At 35.9% G+C, this 25,633-nt stretch carries 25 protein-coding genes; 15 read left to right on the forward strand and 10 right to left on the reverse strand.

The window, feature by feature from the left end:
* Nucleotides 1–95: 95 nt before the first annotated feature.
* Both GHC26_RS00695 and GHC26_RS00700 read right to left on the reverse strand, forming a co-directional pair.
* The gene (locus GHC26_RS00695; protein ID WP_163969334.1) at nucleotides 96–1,625 is read right to left on the reverse strand and encodes a potassium/proton antiporter; all 1,530 of its coding nucleotides are present in this window, start codon (nucleotides 1,623–1,625) and stop codon (nucleotides 96–98) included.
* A gap of 117 nt (nucleotides 1,626–1,742) precedes the next feature.
* Nucleotides 1,743–2,099 carry a hypothetical protein gene (locus tag GHC26_RS00700; protein WP_163969335.1) on the reverse strand — a complete coding sequence of 119 codons (357 nt, stop codon included), beginning with the start codon at nucleotides 2,097–2,099 and terminating at the stop codon, nucleotides 1,743–1,745.
* 372 nt (nucleotides 2,100–2,471) lie between these two features.
* On the opposite strand from GHC26_RS00700, the gene GHC26_RS00705 reads away from it, so the two are divergent.
* A complete protein-coding gene (locus GHC26_RS00705) occupies nucleotides 2,472–3,638 on the forward strand; it encodes a TraB/GumN family protein (protein ID WP_163969336.1) in 1,167 nt (388 codons plus the stop codon).
* A 369-nt stretch (nucleotides 3,639–4,007) separates the two neighbouring features.
* Here GHC26_RS00705 and GHC26_RS00710 read toward each other — a convergent pair whose 3' ends face one another.
* Nucleotides 4,008–4,709: an NAD-dependent protein deacylase gene (locus GHC26_RS00710; protein ID WP_163969751.1), complete on the reverse strand. Its 702-nt coding sequence runs from the start codon at nucleotides 4,707–4,709 to the stop codon at nucleotides 4,008–4,010.
* Between the two features lie 382 nt (nucleotides 4,710–5,091).
* Between GHC26_RS00710 and GHC26_RS00715 the strand changes: the two genes are divergently transcribed.
* The 5 genes from GHC26_RS00715 (at nucleotide 5,092) to GHC26_RS00735 (ending at nucleotide 12,644) form a co-directional block, all read left to right on the forward strand.
* Nucleotides 5,092–5,430: a thioredoxin family protein gene (locus GHC26_RS00715; protein ID WP_163969337.1), complete on the forward strand. Its 339-nt coding sequence runs from the start codon at nucleotides 5,092–5,094 to the stop codon at nucleotides 5,428–5,430.
* 1,971 nt (nucleotides 5,431–7,401) lie between these two features.
* A complete protein-coding gene (gene htpG, locus GHC26_RS00720) occupies nucleotides 7,402–9,282 on the forward strand; it encodes a molecular chaperone HtpG (RefSeq protein WP_163969338.1) in 1,881 nt (626 codons plus the stop codon).
* A 294-nt stretch (nucleotides 9,283–9,576) separates the two neighbouring features.
* Nucleotides 9,577–10,491, forward strand: a complete 915-nt coding sequence (locus tag GHC26_RS00725) for a peptidase U32 family protein (protein ID WP_163969339.1) — start codon at nucleotides 9,577–9,579, stop codon at nucleotides 10,489–10,491.
* A gap of 17 nt (nucleotides 10,492–10,508) precedes the next feature.
* Nucleotides 10,509–11,741, forward strand: coding sequence for a peptidase U32 family protein (locus GHC26_RS00730; RefSeq protein ID WP_163969752.1), 1,233 nt, complete (start codon nucleotides 10,509–10,511; stop codon nucleotides 11,739–11,741).
* Nucleotides 11,742–12,224: 483 nt separating this feature from the next.
* A complete protein-coding gene (locus tag GHC26_RS00735) occupies nucleotides 12,225–12,644 on the forward strand; it encodes a hypothetical protein (RefSeq protein WP_163969340.1) in 420 nt (139 codons plus the stop codon).
* A 164-nt stretch (nucleotides 12,645–12,808) separates the two neighbouring features.
* Here GHC26_RS00735 and GHC26_RS00740 read toward each other — a convergent pair whose 3' ends face one another.
* On the reverse strand, nucleotides 12,809–14,512 hold the full coding sequence (locus GHC26_RS00740; protein WP_163969341.1) for a putative bifunctional diguanylate cyclase/phosphodiesterase: 1,704 nt from the start codon (nucleotides 14,510–14,512) through the stop codon (nucleotides 12,809–12,811).
* Between the two features lie 234 nt (nucleotides 14,513–14,746).
* Here GHC26_RS00740 and GHC26_RS00745 point away from each other — a divergent pair, with 234 nt between their 5' ends.
* On the forward strand, nucleotides 14,747–15,331 hold the full coding sequence (locus tag GHC26_RS00745) for a YpjP family protein (protein ID WP_163969342.1): 585 nt from the start codon (nucleotides 14,747–14,749) through the stop codon (nucleotides 15,329–15,331).
* A 782-nt stretch (nucleotides 15,332–16,113) separates the two neighbouring features.
* On the opposite strand, the gene GHC26_RS00750 is transcribed toward GHC26_RS00745, so the two are convergent.
* Nucleotides 16,114–16,503, reverse strand: a complete 390-nt coding sequence (locus GHC26_RS00750) for a hypothetical protein (protein WP_163969343.1) — start codon at nucleotides 16,501–16,503, stop codon at nucleotides 16,114–16,116.
* A 2-nt stretch (nucleotides 16,504–16,505) separates the two neighbouring features.
* On the reverse strand, nucleotides 16,506–16,703 hold the full coding sequence (locus tag GHC26_RS00755) for a helix-turn-helix transcriptional regulator (protein ID WP_163969344.1): 198 nt from the start codon (nucleotides 16,701–16,703) through the stop codon (nucleotides 16,506–16,508).
* A 168-nt stretch (nucleotides 16,704–16,871) separates the two neighbouring features.
* Here GHC26_RS00755 and GHC26_RS00760 point away from each other — a divergent pair, with 168 nt between their 5' ends.
* Nucleotides 16,872–17,456: a hypothetical protein gene (locus GHC26_RS00760; RefSeq protein ID WP_163969345.1), complete on the forward strand. Its 585-nt coding sequence runs from the start codon at nucleotides 16,872–16,874 to the stop codon at nucleotides 17,454–17,456.
* A 139-nt stretch (nucleotides 17,457–17,595) separates the two neighbouring features.
* Here GHC26_RS00760 and GHC26_RS00765 read toward each other — a convergent pair whose 3' ends face one another.
* Nucleotides 17,596–18,834: an IS110 family RNA-guided transposase gene (locus GHC26_RS00765; RefSeq protein ID WP_163969346.1), complete on the reverse strand. Its 1,239-nt coding sequence runs from the start codon at nucleotides 18,832–18,834 to the stop codon at nucleotides 17,596–17,598.
* Between the two features lie 341 nt (nucleotides 18,835–19,175).
* Here GHC26_RS00765 and GHC26_RS00770 point away from each other — a divergent pair, with 341 nt between their 5' ends.
* The 5 genes from GHC26_RS00770 (at nucleotide 19,176) to GHC26_RS00790 (ending at nucleotide 21,711) form a co-directional block, all read left to right on the forward strand.
* Nucleotides 19,176–19,691: a DUF6141 family protein gene (locus GHC26_RS00770; protein WP_163969347.1), complete on the forward strand. Its 516-nt coding sequence runs from the start codon at nucleotides 19,176–19,178 to the stop codon at nucleotides 19,689–19,691.
* A 552-nt stretch (nucleotides 19,692–20,243) separates the two neighbouring features.
* On the forward strand, nucleotides 20,244–20,570 hold the full coding sequence (locus tag GHC26_RS00775; protein WP_163969348.1) for a PadR family transcriptional regulator: 327 nt from the start codon (nucleotides 20,244–20,246) through the stop codon (nucleotides 20,568–20,570).
* Nucleotides 20,571–20,575: 5 nt separating this feature from the next.
* A complete protein-coding gene (locus tag GHC26_RS00780) occupies nucleotides 20,576–21,088 on the forward strand; it encodes an HAAS domain-containing protein (protein WP_163969349.1) in 513 nt (170 codons plus the stop codon).
* On the forward strand, nucleotides 21,063–21,341 hold the full coding sequence (locus GHC26_RS00785; protein ID WP_163969350.1) for a hypothetical protein: 279 nt from the start codon (nucleotides 21,063–21,065) through the stop codon (nucleotides 21,339–21,341). The genes GHC26_RS00780 and GHC26_RS00785 overlap by 26 nt, the downstream gene beginning before the upstream one ends.
* Before the next feature lie 133 nt (nucleotides 21,342–21,474).
* Nucleotides 21,475–21,711 carry a DUF3953 domain-containing protein gene (locus tag GHC26_RS00790; RefSeq protein ID WP_163969351.1) on the forward strand — a complete coding sequence of 79 codons (237 nt, stop codon included), beginning with the start codon at nucleotides 21,475–21,477 and terminating at the stop codon, nucleotides 21,709–21,711.
* Between the two features lie 235 nt (nucleotides 21,712–21,946).
* On the opposite strand, the gene GHC26_RS00795 is transcribed toward GHC26_RS00790, so the two are convergent.
* From GHC26_RS00795 to GHC26_RS00805, 3 genes are all read right to left on the reverse strand, one after another.
* Nucleotides 21,947–22,735: a CAP domain-containing protein gene (locus GHC26_RS00795; protein ID WP_163969352.1), complete on the reverse strand. Its 789-nt coding sequence runs from the start codon at nucleotides 22,733–22,735 to the stop codon at nucleotides 21,947–21,949.
* Nucleotides 22,736–22,839: 104 nt separating this feature from the next.
* Complete coding sequence (locus tag GHC26_RS00800; protein ID WP_163969353.1) at nucleotides 22,840–23,013, reverse strand: H-type small acid-soluble spore protein; 174 nt, start codon at nucleotides 23,011–23,013, stop codon at nucleotides 22,840–22,842.
* 22 nt (nucleotides 23,014–23,035) lie between these two features.
* Nucleotides 23,036–23,227 (reverse strand): H-type small acid-soluble spore protein, encoded by a 192-nt coding sequence (locus tag GHC26_RS00805; protein ID WP_163969354.1) that lies wholly within the window; start codon nucleotides 23,225–23,227, stop codon nucleotides 23,036–23,038.
* A 196-nt stretch (nucleotides 23,228–23,423) separates the two neighbouring features.
* Here GHC26_RS00805 and GHC26_RS00810 point away from each other — a divergent pair, with 196 nt between their 5' ends.
* Together GHC26_RS00810 and GHC26_RS00815 are read left to right on the forward strand one after the other, a co-directional pair.
* On the forward strand, nucleotides 23,424–24,092 hold the full coding sequence (locus GHC26_RS00810; RefSeq protein WP_163969355.1) for a hypothetical protein: 669 nt from the start codon (nucleotides 23,424–23,426) through the stop codon (nucleotides 24,090–24,092).
* Between the two features lie 343 nt (nucleotides 24,093–24,435).
* Entirely contained in the window at nucleotides 24,436–25,632 is a 1,197-nt protein-coding gene (locus tag GHC26_RS00815; protein WP_163969753.1) for an MFS transporter, read from the forward strand.
* Nucleotide 25,633 lies beyond the last annotated feature (1 nt).

The following is a 25,633-nucleotide window of genomic DNA, read 5'->3' on the forward strand; positions in this document are numbered from 1 at the left end:
TTTTCTAAACTTCGACATAAGGTAGATTTTCAAAAAGCAGCTTAAGTTATAATAAATAAAATGAGCTTAGATAGATTTCTAAGCCCATTTATACATTAGTGGTGTCCTTTGTCTTTTCTTTTTTCCCAAAAACGCCAGTTGAATTTTTTTGCCTCATTTTTGGCTTTGTCTTTTTTAACAATTTTCTTTCCTAACAAAGCTTCTTTTGCATGTTCTCTACTTTTTTTATGGCTAAGTACAAATAATTTGTCCCCGTCTTGGATAATAGTTGTTCCAGTTGGGGTAATTACCTTTTCCTCTCGAACAATGCCAATAATTAAAGTATCATCTGGAAGTTCCAAGTCTATTAAGGATGTATCAACAGCCGGAGATGACTTTGAAATAAACATTTCTACAATTTCTGAATCCGTATTCCCAAGGTTGATAATCTCCATTAATGGTAGCTCATGTTGATCTGTTCCACCAGTTAATTTTAACTTTGTGGCAACCCATGATAAGGTACTTCCCTGTATTAATGCCGAAATAAGGACAACGAAGAAAACTGCATTAAAAATGATATGGCTATTTTCAACTCCTGCTACTATCGGATAGGTTGCTAGTACGATTGGAACAGCACCTTTTAATCCAGCCCATGAAATAAAGAATTGTTCTTTCATATTGTACTTCATAAAGAGCATAGAGATGAAGACAGCAACAGGCCTTGCAATAAACATAAGAATGATCGCCAGTAATATGCCTTGCCATAACACATCAAGTAATTGATTAGGGAACACAAGTAATCCTAATAAGATAAACATAACAATCTGCATCATCCATGCAAATCCTTCACTAAATCGAAGAATCGTGAAGCGGTACATCAGATCATGATTTCCTAAATACACTGCCATGACATAAACAGCAAGTAGTCCACTACCACCCATTACATCGGTGAGTGCAAATGTCAATCCTGCACTCCCCATTGCTAGAACGGGATACAAACCAGAAATATCTAGTTTTATATGATTAATGATAACAACAGTTACCTTTCCTAGGATAAGCCCAACAATTAATCCTAGACCCATTTGAATAAAAAATCCGCCGATTGCAGACCAAATGGAACTATCTGGTATTTGGATTAATTCAATAACGGTAATCGTTAAAAAAACAGCCATCGGGTCATTGGAACCAGATTCAGCCTCTAAGGTAGCAGTTAGACGTTTTTTAATATTCTTATTACCTAATACAGAAAATACTGCTGCAGCATCGGTTGAACCAACAATCGCACCAAATAACATGCCTTCTAATATGGAAAAATCGAGTATATATACGGCGGCTAACCCAACCACTAAGGATGTAATTAAGACTCCAAAGGTAGCAAGTACACCGGCAGCACCAATCACAGGTCGGATGTGGTCCCATTTTGTTTGGGTACCACCTTCAAATAAAATAATAATTAAGGCTAGCATACCAATGAATTGTGTAAGTTGAACATCTTCAAAGAAAATAATACGGTTCAGAAACATTCCGACAACTAAGAATAAAACGAGAGAAGGTAATCCAAGTCGAGATGAGAATTTAGTGGCAAGTACACCAACAAGTAGCATTGCTGATAGTAAAAAAATTAAAGCTTCAACTGATACATCCAAATAAAACAACCTTTCTAATATGCCTGTTATCTACCATGTGTATATTAATTTTACATTTATTTTAAAAAATACTCCAAGCAATTTAAACGGATATAAGAAAGGGTGCAAAGAACAATTTTAATGATTTACTCGTTCTATGGTGTAAGTGCCTCGTTCTGTTATTAAGCGAAATTGATTCCCATCAAACTGATAAATGGTGGAATCCTCTAACGGAATCTCATATAACGAAGATGGTAGTGGTTGGTATTCTTGCACATCATCTGTTTCTGTGAATCCAGTCCCATTTAAATGAAGAGAATGCATTGGCTCATAGTCATCAATTCTTCTTGTATCTTTTGAATAGGAAATATTATCTAAGTCTAAAATGGTTTCATCATGATCATCTAGTTCTTCTTTGGATATCTTAATGGTTTCTCCGTTCCATTGATGTAGCATTTCATTAAACTCTTCCACGCTTAAGTACTGTGGTGTCATCAAAAATCCCTCCTATAGACTTACATTACCCACTAGGAATGTGTTTCATACAGACGGAAATTTTGGGATATATGGTTATCGTGTGAGCACTCTACGAATTCATGCGACATCTCCACAAATTCGTGCAGGTTCTGTGCAAAGTCGTGCAACAACGCCGCAAAGTCGTGCAACAGCACCGCAAAGTCGTGCAACACCACCGCGAAGTCATGCAACACCACCGTAAAATCATACAACAAACATCCCAAACTCACTCGACTATCCCAAAAAAACAAAGGGAAATCTATTCTCATTCAAGCATTTCTAGTTTAAGATAGTAATAAGATGAATATAATTGGACAAGTAATGATTCGTTCATTAAAGGAAGGTTAATCTATGAGTGAGGAAAATATTACACGAATCCATTTAAATGGAAAAGAATATATCTTAATTGGAACAGCACATGTCTCCAAACACAGTACACAACAAGTTAAAGAAGTGATAGAAACGGAAAACCCAGATGCTGTCTGTGTAGAATTGGATGAGCAACGGTATCAATCCATTCAAGAAGGCAGCAAATGGCAAGATATGGATATTTTTAAAGTTATTAAGGAAAAGAAATCAACTCTTTTGTTAATGAATATCGCAATCTCCTCTTTCCAAAAGCGAATGGCTAAGCAGTTAGGCATTAATCCTGGTCAGGAAATGATTCAGGGAATTGAATCGGCAAAGGAAACTAATGCTGAGCTCGTCTTAGCAGATCGTAATATCCAAACAACGTTTTCTCGTATTTGGCGAGGCCTTGGTTTAAAAGGGAAAATGATGCTGCTTATGCAAGTGGTTGGTGGAATTTTTACCAACGAAAAAATATCCGAAGAAGAACTGGAAAAAATGAAATCAAAAGATATGATTGACTCAATCTTGCAGGAGTTTACAGAGTACTTTCCCGAACTAAAACGTCCATTAATTGACGAGCGTGATCAATACTTATCACAAAAAATTAAAAATGCACCAGGTGAAAAAGTGGTGGCTGTATTAGGAGCAGCACACGTACCAGGGATTACAAAAGAAATTCAAAAAGATCATGACCTAAAACGGTTAACGAAGGTCCCACCAAAATCCAAGGCACCGAAAATTATAGGATGGGCAATACCAATTTTGATTATCAGTATTATTGCCTATACATTTTATGCAAATCCTTCAGCAGGTTTAGATCAAACCATTCGCTGGTTACTATGGAATGGATCATTCTCAGCACTTGGAACAGCACTTGCATTTGGGCATCCACTTGCAGTAATAACTGCCTTCTTTGCTGCACCGCTGACCTCACTTAATCCCTTGCTAGCAGCAGGATGGTTTGCAGGAATTGTACAAGCCTATGTTAAGAAACCAAATGTCCGTGATTTTGAAATGCTTTCAGAGGATTCCCATACGGTAAAAGGCTTTTGGCGCAACAAAGTAACGAGGATTTTACTCATCGTTATATTAGCTAATATTGGAAGTGGAATTGGTACCTTTGTTGGTGGAGCCGATGTTGTACGATTATTCTTTGAAAATATTTAAGGAGTGCATGTTACCATAACGGGGTTCTGTTACTTATCGCAAACATTTAATGGTGATTTTCCAAAGAAGATAACATGATTGATGAAATTGTTCGTCTGTTATCTTCTTTTCCATATTCTGTAAAGATGGTTGAGCAAGGATCTTTTAAAGGTTTGGCGTTGAATCATCGATACTGTATTAAACGGTTGGATATTTGTGCATAAGTTAAAAACTTGTCTTCATAGTAAAGTTTTTCCTTAGTGCAAGTTATATGCAATAATGTTAGAAAGTCAACGTTTTATTATAAATTTTCAAAAAATAAAACTTTTGCCTTATCGAAAACCAAAGAAAAAAGCACCTTTCTTAAAGAAAGCTGCTTTGGTACTTGTATTAGGTGAGACTTTCTAAAACATCTCCAATTGCTTTATGGTGAATTACCTCATCGGCAAAATGATCTAATTCCGTTTTATCCCGATTCACAATAACTAATTTTGCACCATGATCTTTTGCAATTAGTGGAAACTGGTTTGCAGGGGTTACACTTAAGGAGGAACCTAATACGATAAATAGGTCTGCTTTTTCTGCTTCATTCAAAGCAAATTGAAAAGCTTCTTGCGGTAACGCCTCTCCAAACAAAACAACTGATGGTCGAAGTACTCCTCCACATGTACAGTGATAGTCCTTGTTTAGAAATGCTTCACTCTTGTAGACCTTGCCGCATTGTTGACAATGAACTTGTTGTAAGGTTCCATGTAATTCAGCTACCCGCCTACTACCAGCTTCTTGATGAAACCCGTCCACATTTTGGGTAATAATTGATTTGATTATCCCCTCTTTTTCCCAGTCTGCTAAGATGTAATGCCCTTTATGAGGGGTATATTGTTTAACACCAAGTACGCGTTCACGATAAAAATCCATAAATGCTTCCACATTGTTATTTAATGCATCTGTACTAGCAATCTTGCTGGGGTCTTGTTGGTTCCATAATCCTTGATTGGTTGAACGGAAATCAGGCAGACCACTTTCTGTTGACATGCCAGCACCAGTAAATACTACGGTATAATTCGATTCGTGAAGCCATTTGGAAAGAATCAAGTTTATCAACCTCCGTATTGTATTCGCTCCCATTATACAAGGAGTAAAAGCGAATGACAAAAGATGATTCGTTTGGGAAAATAGGTATGAAGATAATGGGAATCCTAGGTATAAAATAAAACTGTTTTTTTACAACGAATAATCTATCTTATATTTATCCCGCATGTAACGGGCAGTAAGCCCCCCACTTCAAGCTTTCTTAGGAGATCTAAGAAAGCTAAGTGGGGGATCAAACTGCCCGTAAATGTCCGATTCGTTCAACTAACCATCAGTGGGAAGGAAGGTAACCCCCATTGATTGAAGTTTCGCTTTATGACATTCCTTACCTAAAAGCATCAATCTTTTAGAAAATAGCCAAAGCCAATTAGGAGGGTTTATTATGCGTGAATTTAAAGAGATGAAAAGTATAGATGATATCGAGTCATTTATAAATAAACATACATTAGCTTTTCTTTATATCACACGGCCTAACTGTAGTGTCTGTCATGGACTAAAGCCACAAGTGTTACAACTGATGGAGAAATACCCTGAAATTCAGTTAGGATCCATTGATACACTAGAAGTGGAAGAGGTAGCTGGTTACTTTTCTATCTTTACCGTACCCGTATTATTGCTATTTGTGGAAGGGAAAGAATATGTTCGAGAAGCACGTATTGTTCATATGGATTTATATGAAGAAAAGCTAGATAATATTTATGAAAATGTTGTTGGCTCATGAAAGAGTAGATCCAGTAAAAGCTAAGTAGTTCCGTTTAAGATGGAAAAGCATTATAAATAGTATATGGAATAGCATATCAATTAGGTCCCAATTGGTATGTTATTTTTCATTGTACGTTAGGAAAGTATAAAATTTTAGCTAGGAAGTGGAGTCGACGTGGCTAAAATTTTAATGTCCTAAGTATAAGTAAACGAATACATTCGCTAAGGACGATCGATGCGGGTTTTTCTAAAAATAACAATGATATTCATTAAGTTTTGTATGAATTAGCATAGTAAATAATATAACAAATAACAGAGTGACAATATCCATCTTGTGAATTAGGTTGCTAATGATACTGCTAATCACCACGTTTTTTAGCTCTTCCTAAATTGCTACAGTTGGTATTTGTTATTTTGTGTTAAACTAAATATAGATGATTAAGAGAACTCTGTTTCCCAACTGCCAGTAAGTTTAATAAGGAAAATCAACAAGGTGGGGGTTAATATGAAATATAAATTTTTAATATTGCTAATAGGCTCATATTTATTGGCTTTTTCAATAAATCTATTTCCTGCATTAAAGTATCCAGATTTAAATGTGGGCATTTTCAATTTACTTGTAACATTATTGTTTATGCTCTTATTTCTTATTTACTCTAAAAATGGAAGTAAGAAATTGAAGGTATTTACTATAGTTGGAGTCGCATCAGGTGTGCTTATATTCCTCATCACAACATTTGAACACCTTATGTTTGATAATGTTATTTTAGATTCGATAGCCTCATTACAGTATCCCTTTTACCTAATATTCATCACGCCATTATTTGGTGGTAATATCTTGTTCGACCTCAGTTATGGAACATACTCATTGTTGATGTCCTTGTTCTATGGAGTTGTATTAGGTTTAACAATTTATCCCGCGTGTAACGAGCAGTAAGCCCCCCAATTTAAGCTTTCTTAGGAGATCTAAGAAAGATAAGTGGAGGATCAAACTGCCTGTAAATGTCAGATTCATTCAACTAACCATCAGTAGGGGAGGAAAGGTAACCCTCACTGATGGAAGTTTCACTTTATCTTAAAATAGCTTTACTAAGGTTGTTTAATAATTATGAACGTGTGTATTAAAGATGACATTATATGGAAATGTCAAGGACGATTTAAGTCAGGCTTTTTTTACGTTAGGAAAATTTTAGCCAAGAAGTGGACTCGATGTAGCTAAAATTTTAATGACCCAAGTATAAGAAAAACTAACACCTTCGCTAAAAGGCGAGCAAATGCGAGATTTTCTATTGCGGATTATGCAGTTATTTAGTGTGCGGCTGTGGTTGCTAGTTAGTTTGTTTTTTCATATTGTTTTAGCATCGTAATTGACACGAACTATAGGATATGATATTAAAATAAAAGAGTGTTATCACTTGCATAAGGTGAGTGCTAAAAAGAAACATTTATCCCGCATATAACGGGCAGTAAGACCCCCCACTTCAAGCTTTCTTAGGAGATCTAAGGAAGATAAGTGGAGGATCAAACTGCCTGTAAATGCCCGATTCGTTCAACTAACCATTAGTGGGGGAGGAAAGGAAACCCCCACTAATTGAAGTGTCACTTTTTCTATATAAAAAGCTCTTTCTTGCTGTTTTCTATGTCACATAATCCATATAATACGTCGTAAGGTGGCGAATTAATTTCCGCTTCAGACAGTCGCTTTCACCTCAAAGAGGATTGATTTAAGACCTCGAGGGGGTAGGTACTAGCCGATGAAAGCGCCACGTCCTTATGTCTATCGGCACTAGGACGTCCTGTCCGTCGAAACTAGCCTAGGAGACCCCGCAGTGTGGGTATCACCAGGAGCTTTGTGGCGAATCCACGGTAAAGTAGACACTATGACAACGAAATGCTTTACCGAAGCGGTAATGATAGAGAAAACATTCTTGTATGCTACTAGAAAGGTAACATATAGTTCTATAAAAAATCAGATGAAGGAGAGATGACAATGGCAAAGCATGCTTTTCAGGCAGAGTCTAAACGACTACTCGAAATGATGATCAATTCGATTTATTCACAGCGGGAAGTGTTTTTACGTGAGTTGATTTCTAATGCAAGTGATGCGATTGATAAAATCTATTACAAAGCATTAACCGACGATTCGTTAAGCTTTGATCCAGAAAACTACTACATAAAGATTTCTGCAGATAAAGACACACGAACCCTTAAAGTAGTGGATACTGGAATTGGGATGACCAAGGACGAAATGGAAAACAATCTTGGTATTATTGCAAAAAGTGGGTCATTAGCCTTCAAAAATGAAAATGAAATAAAAGATGGACATGATATTATTGGCCAATTTGGGGTTGGTTTTTATGCTGCGTTTATGGTAGCAGATGTTGTAACGGTAAAAAGTAAAGCACTAAATAGTGATGAAGCTTTTAAATGGGAATCAGAAGGAACAGATGGGTATACAATTGAACCTTGTGATAAGCAAGATGTTGGGACAGAAGTAACGCTAAAAATTAAGACGAACACAGAAGATGAGCGATTTGATGATTTTTTAGAAGAACATCGTTTACAAGAGATTATTAAAAAGTATTCTGACTTTATTCGCTATCCAATTAAGATGGATGTTACTGTCAAAGAGCCAAAAGAGGATAATGAAGAAGAATACGACGAATATGTGGAAGAACAGACTGTTAACAGCATGGTGCCAATCTGGCGTAAAAATAAAAGTGAGCTAACCGATGAAGATTACGAGAATTTTTATAAGGAAAAACGGTATGGATTTGATAAGCCATTAAAACATATACACTTAAATGTGGATGGCACTGTGCGCTATAATGCGATTTTGTATATTCCAGAAAATGTGCCATTTGATTATTACACAAAGGAATATGAAAAAGGCTTAGAGCTATATTCAAATGGTGTATTAATTATGGAAAAATGTTCAGATCTTTTACCAGATTTCTTCGGCTTTGTGAAAGGGATGGTGGATTCTGAGGATCTTTCGTTAAATATTTCACGGGAAATGCTGCAGCATGACCGCCAGCTAAAAGTCATTGCGAAAAACATTCAAAAGAAAATCAAAAGCCAATTAAAAAGTATGTTAAAAAATGAACGGGAAGACTATGAGAAATTCTATGATTCCTTTGGTAAACAGCTGAAGTTTGGTGTGTACAATGATTTTGGTGCAAACAAAGATGTGCTAAAAGATTTATTGTTATTCTATTCCTCTACTGAGAAAAAGCTAGTTACATTAGACGAATATGTTTCTAGAATGCCAGAGGATCAAAAATATATTTACTATGCTGCTGGTGAATCGTATGACAAGATTGAAAAGCTTCCGCAAACTGAAGTGGTTGCTGACAAAGGATATGAAATTCTTTACTTCACCGATGAAGTCGATGAATTTGCGATCAAAATACTAATGTCCTATGACGATAAAGAGTTCCGTTCCGTATCCAGTGGGGACTTAGGTATTGAAGAAGACGACGAAAAAGCGAGTGAAGAAGATAAGGAAGAGAATAAAGATCTCTTTGAGCATATGAAGAGTGTATTAGCTGGACAGGTGAAGGATGTGAAGGCATCAAATCGCTTGAAAACACATCCAGTATGCTTATCAGCAGATGGCGAAATCTCGATTGAAATGGAAAAAGTGATTAATTCAATGCCAGATAATCAACAAATTCAAGCAGATAAAGTATTAGAAATAAATACGAATCATGAGGTCTTCCAATCCTTGAGAGATGCATTTGAAAATGACAAAGAAAAACTTGATTTATATACGAAAATTTTATTTAACCAAGCTCTATTGATTGAAGGACTACCAGTAAGCGATCCAGTAGCCTTCACGAGTGATATGTGTAAAGTGATGGTATCGTAATGGCCTAAATATACAACATTTGGAAAATGGGAAAGGGAAGTAGCCTACTAAACTAGGCCACTTCCCTTTTTTCATTCCATGTTAGGAAAGTATAAAATTTTAGCTAAGAAGTGGATTCGACGTTGCCAAAATTTTAATGTCCCAAGTATAAGAAAAACCGGGTGGTGCCTGTCACTCCCCGAATTCGACAAAATTCGGGGAGTGACAGGCACTCTTGTGATGTTTAGCACATCTAATTTGCTGCTTTTATGCTATGATCGCGTATAGATTGGGATAAGAAAGGTGTATGAAGGAATGGTTGAATTAGTAGCAACAGCAGAATCAATTGATCAGGCGAAAGCTTTAGTAGAATCTGGAGTGGATACGCTTTATATCGGAAATGATGAGTTTGGATTACGTTTGCCAACCTCTTTTTCTAGTGAAGAAATGGAGGAAATAACAACGTTTGCCCATCTAAATGGCAAAAAAGTTACCGTAGCAGTTAATGCGATCATGCACAATGATCGAATCGATAAAGTAGTTCCCTATGTCCAATCTTTAATAGACATTGGGGTAGATGCCATTACCGTTGGAGATCCTGGTGTTATTCACTTAATCCAGTCTAACAACTTAAAAATACCATACATTTATGATGCACAAACGTTAGTAACAAGTGCTAAACATATTAATTTTTGGGCAAAACGCGGTGCGACTGGTGCTGTCCTAGCCAGAGAAATCACCCATGAAGAATTAAAATCTATTGGGGAAAATGTAGTCGTACCAGCTGAAGTACAAGTTTACGGAGCAACGTGCATCCATCACTCTAAGCGGCCACTAGTAGAAAATTATTATAATTTCACCCAAACAGCTAAACCAGAAGAAAATGATTTATACGTATCAGAACCGAAAAAACCAGAAACACACTACTCGATTTACGAAGATATAAATGGGACACATGTGTTTAACACAGATGATATAAACTTGATGCCATTCATCAGACAATTAAGAGATGCAAATCTGACCCACTGGAAATTGGATGGTATTTACACACCTGGTGATAACTTTGTGCAAATTGCACGTTTATTCGTAAAAGCAAAACAGGCAATTGCTGAAAATCAACTAACAGATGACGTAATTCAACAGTTAAATGAACAACTACTAACCTTACATCCGGCAGAACGAACACTGGATGCAGGATTCTTTGTGAAAGATCCAGACGAAGTACAATAGGTGGGGATGAAACAATGATGAAAACAAAATTAAAAAAACCAGAAGTGTTAGCACCAGCTGGTACACTAGAAAAACTAAAAACGGCAATTCGTTATGGTGCAGATGCTGTCTATATTGGTGGAAATCAATATGGTTTAAGAAGTCGTGCTGGAAATTTTAGCTATGATGAAATGAAAGAAGGCGTGGCTTTTGCCAACAAACATGATGCAAAAGTATATGTCACAGCAAATATGGTGACCCATGAAGGAGATGAAGAAGGTGCGGGGGAATTTTTCCGCAAGTTGCGTGATATTGGCATTGATGCCGTTATCGTTTCTGATCCAGCTTTAATCGAGATTTGTGCCATGGATGCACCTGGTTTGCCAATCCATCTTTCCACCCAAGCATCTGCAACGAACTACGAGACACTTAACTTCTGGCATAAAGAAGGCTTAGAACGTGTTGTGTTGGCTCGTGAAGTTGGGATGGACGAAATCAAAGAAATGCAGGAAAAGACAGACGTGGAAATTGAGGCCTTTATACATGGGGCGATGTGTATTTCGTATTCAGGACGCTGTACCTTGAGTAACCATATGTCCAATCGTGACGCCAATCGCGGCGGGTGTTCACAGTCCTGTCGCTGGAAATACGATTTATTTGAAATGCCACAGCCTGAACAGCACGAATCTGTATTAGCTGGAGACCCAGTTGAAGATTTCTCGATGAGTGCAGTTGATATGTCCATGATTCGTCATATCCCTGATTTAGTGGAAAATGGTGTAGACAGCTTGAAAATTGAAGGGCGCATGAAGTCCATTCACTATGTATCAACGGTTGCCAATGTATATCGCAAAGCCGTGGATGCTTATTGTGAAGACCCTGAAAACTACGAGTTTAAACAGGAATGGGAAGATGAGTTATGGAAGGTGGCAACACGTGAATTAGCATCAGGCTTTTACTATGGTATGCCAACAGAAAATGAACAGCTATTTGGCAAGCGCCGTAAAATTCCGGCTTATTCCTTTATTGGACAAGTTCTTCTTTATGATGAGGAAACCAAAATCGCAACCATTCAACAGCGTAATCTGTTTGAAGTTGGTGATGACATTGAATTTTACGGACCAGGGTTTGATCATGTTTCCCAAACGATTCATCAAATGTGGGATGAAGAAGGAAACGAGATTGATCGCGCACCACGAGCAATGATGACTGTCAAAATGAAAGTAGATCACCCTGTAAAACCGTATGATATGATGCGAAAACGTAAATAGATTTCCTAAGTAGTTCCGTTAACGCAGAGAAAACAAGAAATAACAATTAAATTAACAGGCATTTTAGCGATTGTTTTAGTACCTGCTGCTTGTTGATATAAAGCAATTTAATATTCTTTAACAAGGCAAATGGCATTACTATTAGAAGTACAAACAGCAGGGTGACAGTTTTTATTGACATACGTTTGAAATGGTGCGAAAATCGTTGTTAATTCATGTGTTAATTAGGTAATTATTAGAAGTGAAGAAAAAGGCATTGCTACTTTTAGCAATGCCTTGTGTTAAATTTAATTGAGCGTTCTTCAACGCACCCGTTACGTCAAGTCCATTTTTTCACAAATCTTACTTAGTTTATAATATTTGATAGAAAATGAAGGATGGATTTACTCCATTTACGAAGATGAACGTCCACGCCTCCCATTTAGAGAATAGTTATTGGTTAATAAGGGAAAAGTAAAGCATTATTTGTTAGGAGGATAGAAAGTGTTGAAAAGATTTTTAACCACTGTACTAGCTACTATATTATTTGCAGCAATATTCTCTTGGGTTTCCTATGTGCCTAGTTCGCAACGTGACCCGAATGTTTATTATTTTGGGTTTTTTGAAACGGCTGTTTTTGTCGTTATTTATACTGGTCCAGCTTATTTACTTGCGGGTTTACCTGTTTCCATCTTAATTGATAAATTAGTTGGAAGTTTTAATAGAAAATCCAGATGGGTACGTTATTTTGTCGGATTCGGTTTGTACTCGTTAGCTGGTATACTCGTTGGCCTAATTTATCTTATCCTATTTTTCCAAAGCTTCTATTTATCTAATGTTGTTACATTCTCCATATACGGATTTGTAGCATCTAACCTTTACTATCATTTGTCATTACTAGTTTCAATGATAAAGAAGAAGTAAAGCAATTTAGGACATCTTTTAGATGAGATTGGTATAATAGGCTCTTTTCCCATTCTTTGTTGGTTTTTAACGTCACATCTTCTATCGTATCGTCCTAATTTTAACTTCCACCCCTTTTAACAGCACCACATTAACGGTGGTGCCACTATTCGCCATGTCCATCGTTATACACCAGCTGCCTTTTGCAGAAAAAGGGTTGGGATATCATCTGCTTCAACTGGTTTACTCCAATAATAACCTTGGCCTTCATGACAATCTTGCTGCTTCAAGTACGCCAACTGCTCTTTATTTTCAATTCCTTCTGCTAATACATTAAATGTTAAGTTTTTCCCCATGTGAATAATCGTATCAATGATGATTTCTCCATCCATATTTAAGTCATCAATAAAGGATTTGTCTATTTTTAACGTATCGATTTCTAAACGATTCAAATAACTTAATGAAGAATAGCCTGTTCCAAAATCATCAATGGAAATCTTCACGCCTAATTCTTTTAGTGTTTCTATCGTTTTAATTGATTTGTCCATGTGAAGGATCGCATTCTCCGTAATCTCTAACTCTAAACAATGTGGATCGAGCCCAGTCTCGTTTAGGATCTGGCGTACATCGGAAATGAAATGTTCATGTCGAAATTGAATGGGTGATACATTGACTGCAATCCGACCTATTCCCATTCCTAGATCAACCCATTGTTTCATTTGATGACAAACAGAACGCATGACCCATCGACCAACAGGAATAATCAGACCAATGTCTTCTAGTAATGGAATGAATTCTGTAGGTGAAACAGTTCCTAGTTTCGGATTATCCCACCTTAGTAAAGCTTCCGCACCCACAATTTGGTTACTTGTTAAATTCACAAGTGGTTGGTATACAATACGAAATTCATCTTTCGTTAATGCGTGTTTTATTTCTTGTTCTAGTTGGTAGAATCGTTCTAATTCCATATTTTGTTCCAGAGTATTAAAGCAATAAGAATTGCCACCTTGTTTTTTAGCATGGTACATGGCAGTATCCGCTTGTTTAATTAATGTTCCAACGAATGACTCCAATTCAGAAGGCTCATGATTGGTTACGACTCCTGTACTAATTCCAATACTGGTAGAAGTGTAGATTTGTTTGCTATTACACTTAAATGGAAACGAAAATGCTTGTAGAATTTTGGTTGCAACGGTGTGCATATGATCCATTGAGTGATCCTCGTTTAATAAAATAACAAACTCATCGCCACCAAGTCGTGCAATGAAATCGGTTTTCCGGAGACAGCCTTTTAATCGTTTTGCAGCCTCTTGCAGTATAAGATCTCCTATATGATGACCAAACGTATCGTTGATCGATTTAAATCGGTCAATATCTAGAAAGAAGGCAGTGAAACGATTTCCATTCATATGCTCTTTTAGCCATGCAGGTAGGCCATTACGATTTGGCAACTGAGTTAATGCATCGAAATATGCCATTCGTTCAATTTTTTCTGCATAGCGTTTCCGTTTTGTAATATCATGGCGAATGGCAATATATTGGTATGGTTCTCCGTTTTCATCTAAAAAAGGTACAATAGTGGAGTCCACCCAATAATATTTGCCATCCTTTGTTTTATTTTTAATTTCACCTTTCCAGACGTTACCTGAGCTAATGGTTTTCCACAAATTTGCGAAAAATTGTTTCGTATGATGACCAGAATTTACGACATTCTGCTTATTACCAATTAACTCTTCCCTACTATATTTGGAAACTTCACAAAATCGATCATTTGCAAATTGAATCACACCCCTATGATCTGTAATAGCAACCATGGATGACTCGTTTAGGGCGAATTCAATTTCTTTTAATCGTTTCAATGCATGATTTAGTTCTGTTTCATAGCGCATGTTAAGCACCTCTATTCATGGATGAAGAAATTTTTTTCTTAAACATCGTTAATTATAATGGTCTAGTAATAGTATAGGAAAAAAGTCTTGTAAATTATGTGATGAATGTCACAAAATGAAATGACAAAATAGTGACATTTGCCACATTCCACCTACATACGGTAGAGAAAAAATTAAGAATCTTATAGACATTTTTAGCGTATATGATAAAATTTATGTAAGAGGATGATGGCGATGAAACAATGGATGAGAAAACTTTTTGTCATGTTTGTAGCGATTGTAACGCTAGGCATGTATGTACCACCCATTACAATGAACACGAATGCCGAGGAAGAAAAAGAAGCAGCCTCATCGAATCCCAATGTAGAGGCTGATGCAATAGCTACGCTTGTAGAAACGCACACAACGGATGAAGAGAGTGCTGAAGGACAGGATCTTTATTTCATTACGGAAAAAGCAAAAGAACAGACGTTTCTAAAATTAGGACCAAGAATAACTTCTCAATTAGATAATAATTTAATGTCAACTATTTATGAAAATATGGAAGAAGCGATTCAATTGCTATTAGATGAAGAGGAAATGGCTTATTACGGCATTACCGAAGACCCCTCCAATGGCACAGGGGAAAAGATTTTTCATCTATATGATACACGTACCGAAAATAATATTGCGATGTTTCACGTACGTCGTGATAAACGCCCGTTAGAGGGGTATTGGTTTAACTTCCACTACCATACATCACATGATGGGTTTTCCGAACATCATGTCCTTGGAGAGATTTTTTGGGATAAAAATACGCCACCTAATTGGATGACATAAAGAGAGCACCCCTAGTGAATGGTAAGTAGTTCCGTTTCGGTGGAGAAACATACGAAATAGCATATCAATTAGCAGACCAAATCACATATGATTTGGTCTTTTCTTTTTTCCCTATGTATCAACGATTATTGGTTTTAAACGCTTGAATTAGCATACAAAATCGCACCCCGAATAGCATAATGTCAATAGCTGTTGTCAATGTACTTTTTCCTATGTGAATTTGTATGTTATTTTCGATGCTGACTTTTTAAAACCAAGAGGATAATTGTTATTTTATGTTAAAATAAATATAGAGTTTGTGAAAGAACGTACTTAAACTAACGGGGCAGGATAGTTTAAGAAAATGGAGGTGTTTTTATGAAGACAAATAATTTTGGGATAAAGAGTATATACCGCAGTTTTTCCATTTGTTTAATAATGCTTTTGTCTTTAGCTGTCCTTGATGTATATATATTCCCTGACAAAACAATACTATCAGAGATACTAATTATTGTATTGACTTGCATTTTAATGATTTTATTAATAGTTCCGAGTTGGGTATATGTATTAAAACGAATGAAGCAAAACAATTAAATAATAGGGTGCAAGAGTTAAACAAGGTGATCCTTCAAATTGATCACCTTTTCCTTATGGTTAAAATTCTAATTTTATTTTTGGAATATTATGTTAGTATTGAGGTAAAGTTATTAAGCTAACGGAGCAGTTTAGTGTAAGAAGGATTGTAAAAAACACAGAACGATTTCCTAATAAAAGAATCCGTTCTGTGTTAACAATTAAATGAACTAGATGATTTTCGAGTAGATGACCATAGTTCCTGGAATAGTAATTATCATGATACAAAAAAGTACAATTAGTACCTGTGTTGCATCTAATGCCAAGAATCCAAAAGAACCTGTTGCTAAAAATAAAACTAATATTGTGGCAAAAAGAACAAAGTAATTTATGGTCATTGATTTCCCTATAATTTCTTTTGCTCGTTCATCTTTAGGGAAGATGTGAGGTGATAAATATGCTAAAAGCAACTGACTAATTCCCAGTGCAAGTAACATTATTGCATCAGGAAATTCACCTTTTATTATGTCTCCATAGTTTAAATAGACACCCATTATAGTCAATAAAACTCCTGTACATAAATAGATGATTCGATTTTCTTTTGACTTATTACTTGCCATAGTTATTCCTCCTCATAGATAAAAATTTCTTCAATTTTACAGTTAAAAACTCTTGCTAGCTTAAAAGCTAAAGTAATTGAAGGATTGTACCGTCCTTTTTCTAGTGAAATAATCGTTTGTCTTGATACATCTAATCGTTCTGCCAATTCATCTTGAGTAAAACTATGTTTTGACCGCATAGACTTAATATTATTTTTCACAATATCACCACACTCATGTTAAGTTAACTTGACGTTAAGTACACTTTACACTGAATTTAAGTATAAGTCAAGCTAGCTTTACATTGTTATTAAGCTAACGGGTGGCTTATCTGGAATAAGAAATTTAGACTTTATTGTGTTAAAGGGCAGGATTATTGAATAAGGATTATGGATTTTTATGGTGAAATATCCAATTATATAAAAGATAGGGGGATTATTTTGAGGAGGATTTTAAAAATTTCAACAATAATTTCAACTATAATTATGTTTTTAATTTTAATAGGATGTGAACCCTTAGCGAAGGGAACGATGGATTTCTATGAAAGCACAGAGAGTATTGACCTCTCTGGTGAGAATATCAATTCTATATCAATAAATTCAAATAAGAACGATGTAATAAATGCTTTTGAAAATCCAACTGATGTCGAAGTAATAGAAAATCCAAAGTCAAAATATTTAAGTTACGATGGGATAGAGTTTGGTTTTATAGAAGACAGGGTTATTCGATTATTCATTCGAAGAGAACACAAAAACTCCAAAATATATGAAACTTCAAAAGAAATTAAAATTGGGGATACGAAAGAAAAGGTTATTAAAGAATATGGTGAGAACTATTATGAAAGAGTTCAAGATGGCTTAGATACGGTTGGATATTTTGATAAAGATAATATGATAAATGTAGAGTTTGGGTTTTATAAAAATAAAGTTATAGCCGTTATTATTCAGAAAATTGGATGGAGAGAAGATAATTAAGCTAAACCAGCTAATAGTTTGTCAATATTTTTCAATAAAAAGTTTAAGTTAGTCGTGATATACTAAAAATGTGCATGCCAAATAACCTTCCATTTTCCTTTAATTGGAAGGTTTTGCTGTATTTAGTTAGATATAGTTTTTAAGCTATATCTTGGAAAGTTGTTCTGCTTTTTAGTAGGGCATAAATCCAATGTAAAAGCTTATTAACGCATGCAATAACTGCTACTCTAAAGGGTTTACCTTCTTCACGTTTCTTATCATAAAACTCTCTTAGTCTCTTATTGCGTGCTATGGTCTCATCAGTCGTTTTCTTTTTACGTGCATCACGAATCCCACTTTGAACAGCCATATACAAGGCGTGACGAAGCCTGCTAGATCCACGTTTGGTGATTCGATTTACTGATGCTGTAAACTTACCAGAAGAATATACACTCGGATCCACTCCAGCGAATGCAACGAGTTTTTTGGCATTATTAAAGCGATCTATCTCTCCAATCTCGGAAATAATCGTTGCAGCGATTTTTTCTCCTATTCCAGGAATAGATTGGAGAATATGATATTCTTCAATACCTTTAGCGAGGGCATCTATTTCAGTCGCAATTTTTGATAGATGCTCTTGATATTGAAGAACCAGATTAATTAACATCTCAAGACTAAAGATATTACTATGATACAGGTTTCTTTGAAACGGATTACGAAGGGCTGCCTCTTTTAATTTTTTGGCTCTTTCTTGTGCCCAAAGGTCGGAACGACTTTTACATAAAGATCTTATCCTTTCTGACAACTCTCTTTCACTCACATTTAATACCGCCTCAGATGTTGGGAATGCTAGTAAAGTGAGCAAAGATACCCTAGAATATAAATCCCCAAACACACCTCTATATTCAGGGAATACTTGATCTAACAAGGAGTGTAACTGTATCTTAGTTTTGGCTGATATTTCTGCAATACTTTCTTGTTGTCGAGTAAGGTTACGAAGGTTTAACAGTTGTATACCTCGCTTTTTATAAGGTTCTAGCTCTTCTTTATAAAACAGCTCACAAAGGTGATAGGCATCTATTGCATCTGTTTTAACTTTACGTAGACTTGAACTTTTGGCACGATGTGAGATAAGAGGATTAACAATAATATAAACGTATTTTTGCTCCTCTAAAAATTGAATAACCGGAAAATGATAGTGACCAGTTGATTCCAATACGACCGTAGGTTGGTTGCCATTAGCAGATTTTTCAACTTCATGAAGGAATTCTAGTAAACTCCCCAACCCTTTAAGGTCATGCTTAATACTAAAGCTCTTTCGATAAGGCTTACCTTTATCTAAAAAGGCTTGAATCTGACTTTCCCCTTTTGAAACATCCAGACCAATGACTGGATTCATAGACTATCTCCTCCTAGTATTTTAAATTAGTCGGTAACCCCTAAGGCTTCTTGTAATGTCATAGGTTCGCTTGTTAAACGGGATCTCTTTGTCCCAACCAGCCTGAAACATGTTTATACAAGTAGGGGGTGAACAGTTTAATTGACGGGATCAAAGTCCCACGGGTGCGACGTTCTACCCCGACTACCGTTAATAATAAGACCATTAAAAAAAAGGTCAACCAGTAAAATCTGGCTAACCTTATATTACGAACGGGTGCGAGAGTTGAACAAGAAGTTGTCAGTAAGGCAGCTTCTATTGTGCTAAAGGGCAGGTTAATGGAATAAAGGTGAGGTGAGAAAATGGGGAAACACACTAAAGTTGTGTACCGAGAAGTCCAAAGACCACGACAAATTTTATGGTGGGTGTTAATTTTATTAGTTGCTATCTTTATGTGGTACTGGTTCATTCAGCAAATTATTTTTGGTGTGCCAATGGGGGATAAACCTGCCCCAGATGTGGTCACAATTATTTTTTGGTTGATTTTTGGAATTATTTTTCCTGTGGTTATGCTAGGAATATTAAAACTGATAATTGAAGTCCGTAATGATGGGATTTATATTCGTTTTGTTCCTTTTCATTTTCAATATAAGCAGTTCCTTTTCAAAGATATCCGTTACTACGATAGCATTACTAACAGCCCACTTAAACGATTCGGAGGTTGGGGAATTCGATTTAATCTTAAGGGAGAAACAGCTTATAACTTGAATGGGAAGGAAGGTATAGAGTTAAGGTTGAAATATAATACAGTGATAATCGGCAGTCAAAAACCGAATGAATTAAAAAAGGCAATGGATACGGTGCAAAAAACACAATGAAGTTTAGTCTTCAACAAAAGGGTGCTTATCTTCAAGAAGGATTAAGCACCTTATTTATTAAAGTAAATGGCAGTTTAGTTTAAGAACGGGGTTTAACTTGTGATCTACAATCGGACCAGTTAGTGAAAAATTTGTAGTGAAAAATCCGTAATGATATTAAGAGGAGGGATAATGTGAAATTTTTACTTTTTATTGTAGTATCCTTTTTACTTGTGTATTTGAATAGCAAACCTCACTTAAAGGGTTTGCGTTTACAACGGTCAATACAGAGGTCAAAGAAGAACAAATAAACAAAATTAACAGGTTTAACATAATACCTTATTAAAGAATTGGGAGCGAATATTTAACAAGGAGTTGTCAATCTGATAACTCCTATTGTGCTAAAGAGGCAGAAGAGTTTAACAAAGTTAGCAAAAACCTATTGACTATATTATGATATTTGATAATATATAAACTATATTGCATAACAAGTTAGTTGTTGTTGTGCTTCATTTTTGCACAACTATATTGCATAACAAGTTAGTTATGAGTTCCTTAAAAGGAGTGAATTTAGTGTCTTCAAGTCAAATATTAAAAGGGATATTAGAAGGATGCCTTCTGTCAATTATTGCTAAAGGAGAAACCTATGGATATGAAATGATGGAAAGACTATATTCCTACGGATTTACAATGGTAAGCGAAGGAAGTATCTACCCTCTATTACTTCGTATGAAAAAAGAAGGATTAGTTGTAACCAGTCAAAAAGCACTTCCTTCAGGTGGTCCGAAACGAAAGTATTATTCATTGACGGAAAAAGGAATAGAAGAATTAGAAGCGTTTAAAGAACGATGGTTTGAGATTTCGAAGAGTGTAGAACATTTATTGGGGAAGGAAGGTTAATGATAATGAACATATCAAAACAAAGCAAAGAATTTTTGGAGAATTTGAGATTGTACTTGTTTTCAAGCGGAAAAAATGAAGAGGAAATTGAGGAAATTATCGGAGAATTGAAAGACCATTTATCTGTAGCAGAAGCAAAGGGCAAAAGTGTAGAAGATATTATTGGTGGAACTCCGAAAGAATATATGGAACAAATTGCGGGTGAAATGTCACTTGATTTAAAAAGTTGGCTAAAATACATCCCAATCCTTATTATTGGTCTTTTTGCTTATGATTTATTAGGAAATGCCCTCCGTGGTGGAATAGAATACTCATTGTTGGAATTGGGTGGAAACTTATTTATCCTATTATTGTTTTTATCACTCACGTTAGTTATTTTTAAATATGTAGCAAGTAAGAAGTTATCTAAAACAAAAGAATATTTATTATTTGCAATTCTGGGATTCAGCCCTATCAGTTTGTTTTTTGGATTAATTTATTTGGATAGATACTATGAAACCCCTACGTTTAGTATTTAGTGATACTGGTAATATTATTGCAATTATTGTTGCGATAGTAGTGTTTATAGGTATATCATTCTGGAGTAAAACTTGGATTTCTATTATTCTCCCATTAATTTTATTTTTACCAGAGTTTATTATGAACCTGACTAACTTAAAAGAGGAACTAAAATTAACAATTTCGGGAATTGTTATTCCACTATGCATTGGTATTTACTTTTTTATAGCAATGAAAATAGAAAAAAATAAAGGTGAAAAAAATGGCAATTAATATTAAGATTGTGAATTCTTACACTTAAACTAAAGGGTGCTTTAGCTTAACAAGCTGTTGTTACCACTGTTGAACTACGTGGCAGGATTGTCTAATAAAGAGAAAATTTATAATAGGTATTGGGGGAGATATTTTGCTAAACATACTAAGGATTATATTAGCAGTGATAGTTATTGCAATATCAGGTTATGGTTTAATAACTAACGACAAAGAATTACAACCCTTTATGTTGTTATCCCTAGGAGCACTGATGTTTGTTATAGGAATAAATGAGTTAAAGAAAGATAAAAAAGGAATTTGGGGATATTTAAGTATTGCTATTTTTGCATTTACTTGGTTTACTTCTATACAAATTTTCTTACCATACTAAAGGTTTCCATAGTAAAAGAAAAACAATATTATTGTGCTAACGGGAGCTTTAGTTCAACAAGAAAATATAAAATAGAACGCTTGGGTAATAAAAATACCCAAGCGTTTTTGTTTGCTATTTGTACTGTTATTTACAGTGCTAAACATAGTGCGTTTAGTGTATCTATTTAGCCTGTTATTTTAGATTTTCTCCACGGTATCGGAACTACTTAAGTGAATGGGGGTGCTCCTTTTTCTTATTTTTGAATAAACAATTGTGTCCAGTGGTGGCCATTTTCAATATGACCAACACCGATATGGGTGAAGTTGTCACTTAAGATGTTTTCACGATGGCCTTGGCTATTCATCCAAGCATTAACGACTTCTTCAGGGGATGGTTGTCCCTGTGCAATATTTTCACCCGCACTTTGGTAATTTACTCCAAAGTCGCGCATCATATCAAATGGTGAACCATACGTTGGACTAGTGTGGGAAAAATAGTCGTTATCACGCATATCACGTGATTTCTCACGTGCGACATTACTTAATTGTGGATCGAGTTCCAACGCAGGTAAACCAACTCTCGATCTTTCATCATTGGTTAATTCCACAACAGCTGCCTCGAAGTCACTTACACTTTGATCATTCTGTGTTTTAGAACGTTCTGCTTCTGCTTGTTGTTGGACATCCTGATCTTGTTCTTGTTGGTTATTTTGTTCACCAGCTTGTGGCTGTTGATGATTTTGTCCTTGGTTCTGTTCTGGTGGTTCAGTTGGCTGTTGGTTGCCTTGTCCATTACCTTTTTGCTGCTGTTGTCTTTGATCTCCACCACGAATAATTCGAAAATCATATTTAGTTTCTTGAATTTTTACTGGTCTCGTATGTGGATACTCATTACTGGAATTATCTGTAGAGATGGATGAGATATTTAATTCTCTATCCTCTCGACTTAAATTAGGATCCAGTGCACTTTCGTCATTTCCACATCCAACAAGCGTAATAAAAAGGATACTAATAAAGCTAATCATGAGATGCTTTGGTTTCATCTTGTTGTCTCTCCTTTTGCTTGTTTACTTTTAGTTTTGCGCACTCTCATCTAAATATCGGTGGCAATATTAGTCAAAAGGAGATGATTAAATGGAGCAGCAGATTACTTTTCAATTAGTTTCGTTAATTGTGCGTCAAATTCTGTCTCTGGGTTATCTAACGGAAAAACTCTTGCTGTTTGTTGATCAACATGTTGGATATATACTTGCTGTCCATTATACGTGACATATTTCATATCTGGAGCTTGTGCAATTTCCTCTGCACGTTGTTTATGCATGCTTTATTCCTCCTAATATAGTTTAGATCGAAGGACCTTCCTCTGTAAGTCCATTTAAATCAACGAATTGTTCATGATCCATCTCATCTAGTGGAAAAACTCTTGCTGTTTCATTTTTATCATCGACTTCCTGAATATAAACGGGGATGCCGTGGTAATTTATATTAATCATTGCTGGTGATTGGACAATTTCCTGTAGACGATCTACTTCCATAGCTGTTCCTCCTTTCTCATTCTCTTCATTGGTTATTTTTTGTTTCAAAAAATGGGTTATAACAGGTACATAAAACCATTTTATTCGCCTATTTTTTTATGCTGGGCAGGAAGGTACCTGTTCGGATGTCCCAGCTTAGAAAATGACGCATACGCTATCAATAGGCGAAATCCATGAAAAGGATGTGAGGAAAGAAATGGGACTATATATGAATACGCAAGATCACCCAGCCGTATTTAAAAATAATGGAGAGTTAAAAGAACCAAATCAAGCCTATTATCGGTATGATGCTTTTTCAGAGCTTTTACAGGAGCAAAAAAGCATCAACAAATCACTAACTTTAGCTTATCGTGATTTGCAAACACTGTACCAACAACAAGAACATAAGCAAGCAAATGAATGGCAAGCAATCAACCAACGAATAGAACTGCTGCAAAAGCAACAAGAGCAGCAAGAACATGTGGAAAAGCAATTGATGGAGGGGTTAGCATTGCTTGAGGAAAACCAAAAGACCCTGGAGACGAACATGAGCCAAGAATTAGCTGAAGTCAAACAAGATGTAGCAGAGGATATGGAAAACATATCTGTTTCTCAAGGTACAATTGAGTCACAACTTTACGAAATTGGAAATTACCAACAACACGTTCAAGACCAGCTAGCGGAACTAGTGAAGTTACAAGAAAAAATGGCTGAAAAGGTATCGACACAGGACGAAAAACAGAATGATGTGTTGAATCGTATGGATAATCAGGAAGCATTATTACAAAAAACGGTAAGACAAATCGATCACATTCGTTCTATTCTGTATGAACGTGCAAGCTTCTTAGTTGAGAAAATGGAAAGTATATTTAAAATTAGTTCATAAGTAAATAGGGATATTTCGCTAGAAGGTCGTTATCACACACCTTCTAGTTTCATTTTTAGCCATTACGGAATTTATGGCAACGTTGCAACAGGACGTCCAGTTGGCTCTTTATCTTCTGAATGTAGTTGAACTTATCGCTACATCTTTTTTAGAAATTTTTGTAATTATTATGTTTGGACCTTGATTAGTTTGTGATAAAGTAGTACGCTAACCGTTGTTATTATATTTAATCATATATATTTTTTATATTCCTAGAAAGCAGGTGCACGGTTTGGAACAACAACAAAAGGCAAAAAAGCAGCCAAAAGTATTCTATGGTTGGTTTATTGTATTTTTGGCTGGAATGGGTATTTTCTTCTCAGGACCAGGCCAAACGTATTCCAATTCCATGTTTATTGATGAGTATATCAATGAATTTGGCTGGTCACGTTCACAAGTATCTGGTGTCTATTCGACTGCCACTTTAATTGCAGGGTTTACGATGATGCTTGTAGGTCGTTTTATTGATCGCTTTGGTCAACGAACAATGATGGTTTCAGTCGGTTTATTATTTGGCCTAGCTTTATTGTATAACAGCATGGTCACTTCGATTGGGATGTTAGCTGTTGGCTTCTTTTTAATTCGGCTTTTAGGTCAAGGAAGTATGACACTTATTCCGAAAACACTTGTCGCACAATGGTTTATTAAAAAAAGAGGGCGTGCCTTTAGTTTTATGACATTAGGCAGTTTTCTTAGTGCGATGTTATTTCCCATCATTAATGCATGGCTAATCCAAACATGGGGTTGGGAGTTTGCTTGGCGATTTTGGGCGGTGTTGATTCTTCTTTTATTTGTCCCAATGGCCTTTTTCGGTGTCCGTAATAAGCCAGAAGATATTGGGTTAAAACCAGATGGAGAAAAATCCCCAGTAGATCCCCATACCCAACCAGGGTTACAGCCAACTCTCCCTGAAGCAGAAGTTAGTTGGACTTTAAAGGAAGCAGTACATACCCGAGCTTTTTGGGCGATCTTGATTTGTGTTGGGATACCAGCGATGGTGAATACGGGTATTACCTTTCATATCATATCTATTTTTGGGTCTAATGAGTTGTCACCGGAAATCGCAGCAATGGTACTTAGTTTGATGGCACTTGTTGGAATTCCGATGTCGTTTGTTTCTGGTTTTGTCACAGAAAAAATCAAAACCAATTACTTATTAGTTGGGATCTTCGTCATTGAAATTATATTACTCTTACTTCTCCTCATCACAAACAATTTTGCCATGGCTATTGTTTTTGGTGTGATCTGGGGTGTTGCCAATGGCTTTGAGCGTATTGGGTTAAATATCATTTGGCCAGATTACTTTGGAAGAGCCCATATTGGCAGTATTAATGGTGTTGCTTCTACGATGATGGTCTTAGGATCTGCCTTTGGACCACTTCCTTTTGGATTTGGCTTTGACACATTTGGTAGCTATGGACCAGTTCTAATTGCTAGTATCGCTTTTCCGGTAATTGGGATTGTATGTGCTTTACTAGCTACGAAACCAGAAAAAGCATAGT

Origin of the sequence: Oceanobacillus halotolerans, assembly GCF_010993955.1 — a bacterium.
Lineage (GTDB): Bacteria > Bacillota > Bacilli > Bacillales > Amphibacillaceae > Oceanibacillus_A > Oceanibacillus_A halotolerans.

Coding starts and splice junctions, on each gene's coding strand:
- GHC26_RS00700 (WP_163969335.1), bottom strand. CDS start 2,099: ATGACACCACAGTACTTAAGCGTGGAAGAGTTTAATGAAATGCTACAT.
- GHC26_RS00705 (WP_163969336.1), top strand. CDS start 2,472: ATGAGTGAGGAAAATATTACACGAATCCATTTAAATGGAAAAGAATAT.
- GHC26_RS00715 (WP_163969337.1), top strand. CDS start 5,092: ATGCGTGAATTTAAAGAGATGAAAAGTATAGATGATATCGAGTCATTT.
- htpG (WP_163969338.1), top strand. CDS start 7,402: ATGGCAAAGCATGCTTTTCAGGCAGAGTCTAAACGACTACTCGAAATG.
- GHC26_RS00725 (WP_163969339.1), top strand. CDS start 9,577: ATGGTTGAATTAGTAGCAACAGCAGAATCAATTGATCAGGCGAAAGCT.
- GHC26_RS00730 (WP_163969752.1), top strand. CDS start 10,509: ATGAAAACAAAATTAAAAAAACCAGAAGTGTTAGCACCAGCTGGTACA.
- GHC26_RS00740 (WP_163969341.1), bottom strand. CDS start 14,512: ATGCGCTATGAAACAGAACTAAATCATGCATTGAAACGATTAAAAGAA.
- GHC26_RS00745 (WP_163969342.1), top strand. CDS start 14,747: ATGAAACAATGGATGAGAAAACTTTTTGTCATGTTTGTAGCGATTGTA.
- GHC26_RS00750 (WP_163969343.1), bottom strand. CDS start 16,503: ATGGCAAGTAATAAGTCAAAAGAAAATCGAATCATCTATTTATGTACA.
- GHC26_RS00760 (WP_163969345.1), top strand. CDS start 16,872: ATGGATTTTTATGGTGAAATATCCAATTATATAAAAGATAGGGGGATT.
- GHC26_RS00765 (WP_163969346.1), bottom strand. CDS start 18,834: ATGAATCCAGTCATTGGTCTGGATGTTTCAAAAGGGGAAAGTCAGATT.
- GHC26_RS00770 (WP_163969347.1), top strand. CDS start 19,176: ATGGGGAAACACACTAAAGTTGTGTACCGAGAAGTCCAAAGACCACGA.
- GHC26_RS00780 (WP_163969349.1), top strand. CDS start 20,576: ATGAACATATCAAAACAAAGCAAAGAATTTTTGGAGAATTTGAGATTG.
- GHC26_RS00785 (WP_163969350.1), top strand. CDS start 21,063: ATGAAACCCCTACGTTTAGTATTTAGTGATACTGGTAATATTATTGCA.
- GHC26_RS00795 (WP_163969352.1), bottom strand. CDS start 22,735: ATGAAACCAAAGCATCTCATGATTAGCTTTATTAGTATCCTTTTTATT.
- GHC26_RS00800 (WP_163969353.1), bottom strand. CDS start 23,013: ATGCATAAACAACGTGCAGAGGAAATTGCACAAGCTCCAGATATGAAA.
- GHC26_RS00805 (WP_163969354.1), bottom strand. CDS start 23,227: ATGGAAGTAGATCGTCTACAGGAAATTGTCCAATCACCAGCAATGATT.
- GHC26_RS00810 (WP_163969355.1), top strand. CDS start 23,424: ATGGGACTATATATGAATACGCAAGATCACCCAGCCGTATTTAAAAAT.
- GHC26_RS00815 (WP_163969753.1), top strand. CDS start 24,436: ATGGGTATTTTCTTCTCAGGACCAGGCCAAACGTATTCCAATTCCATG.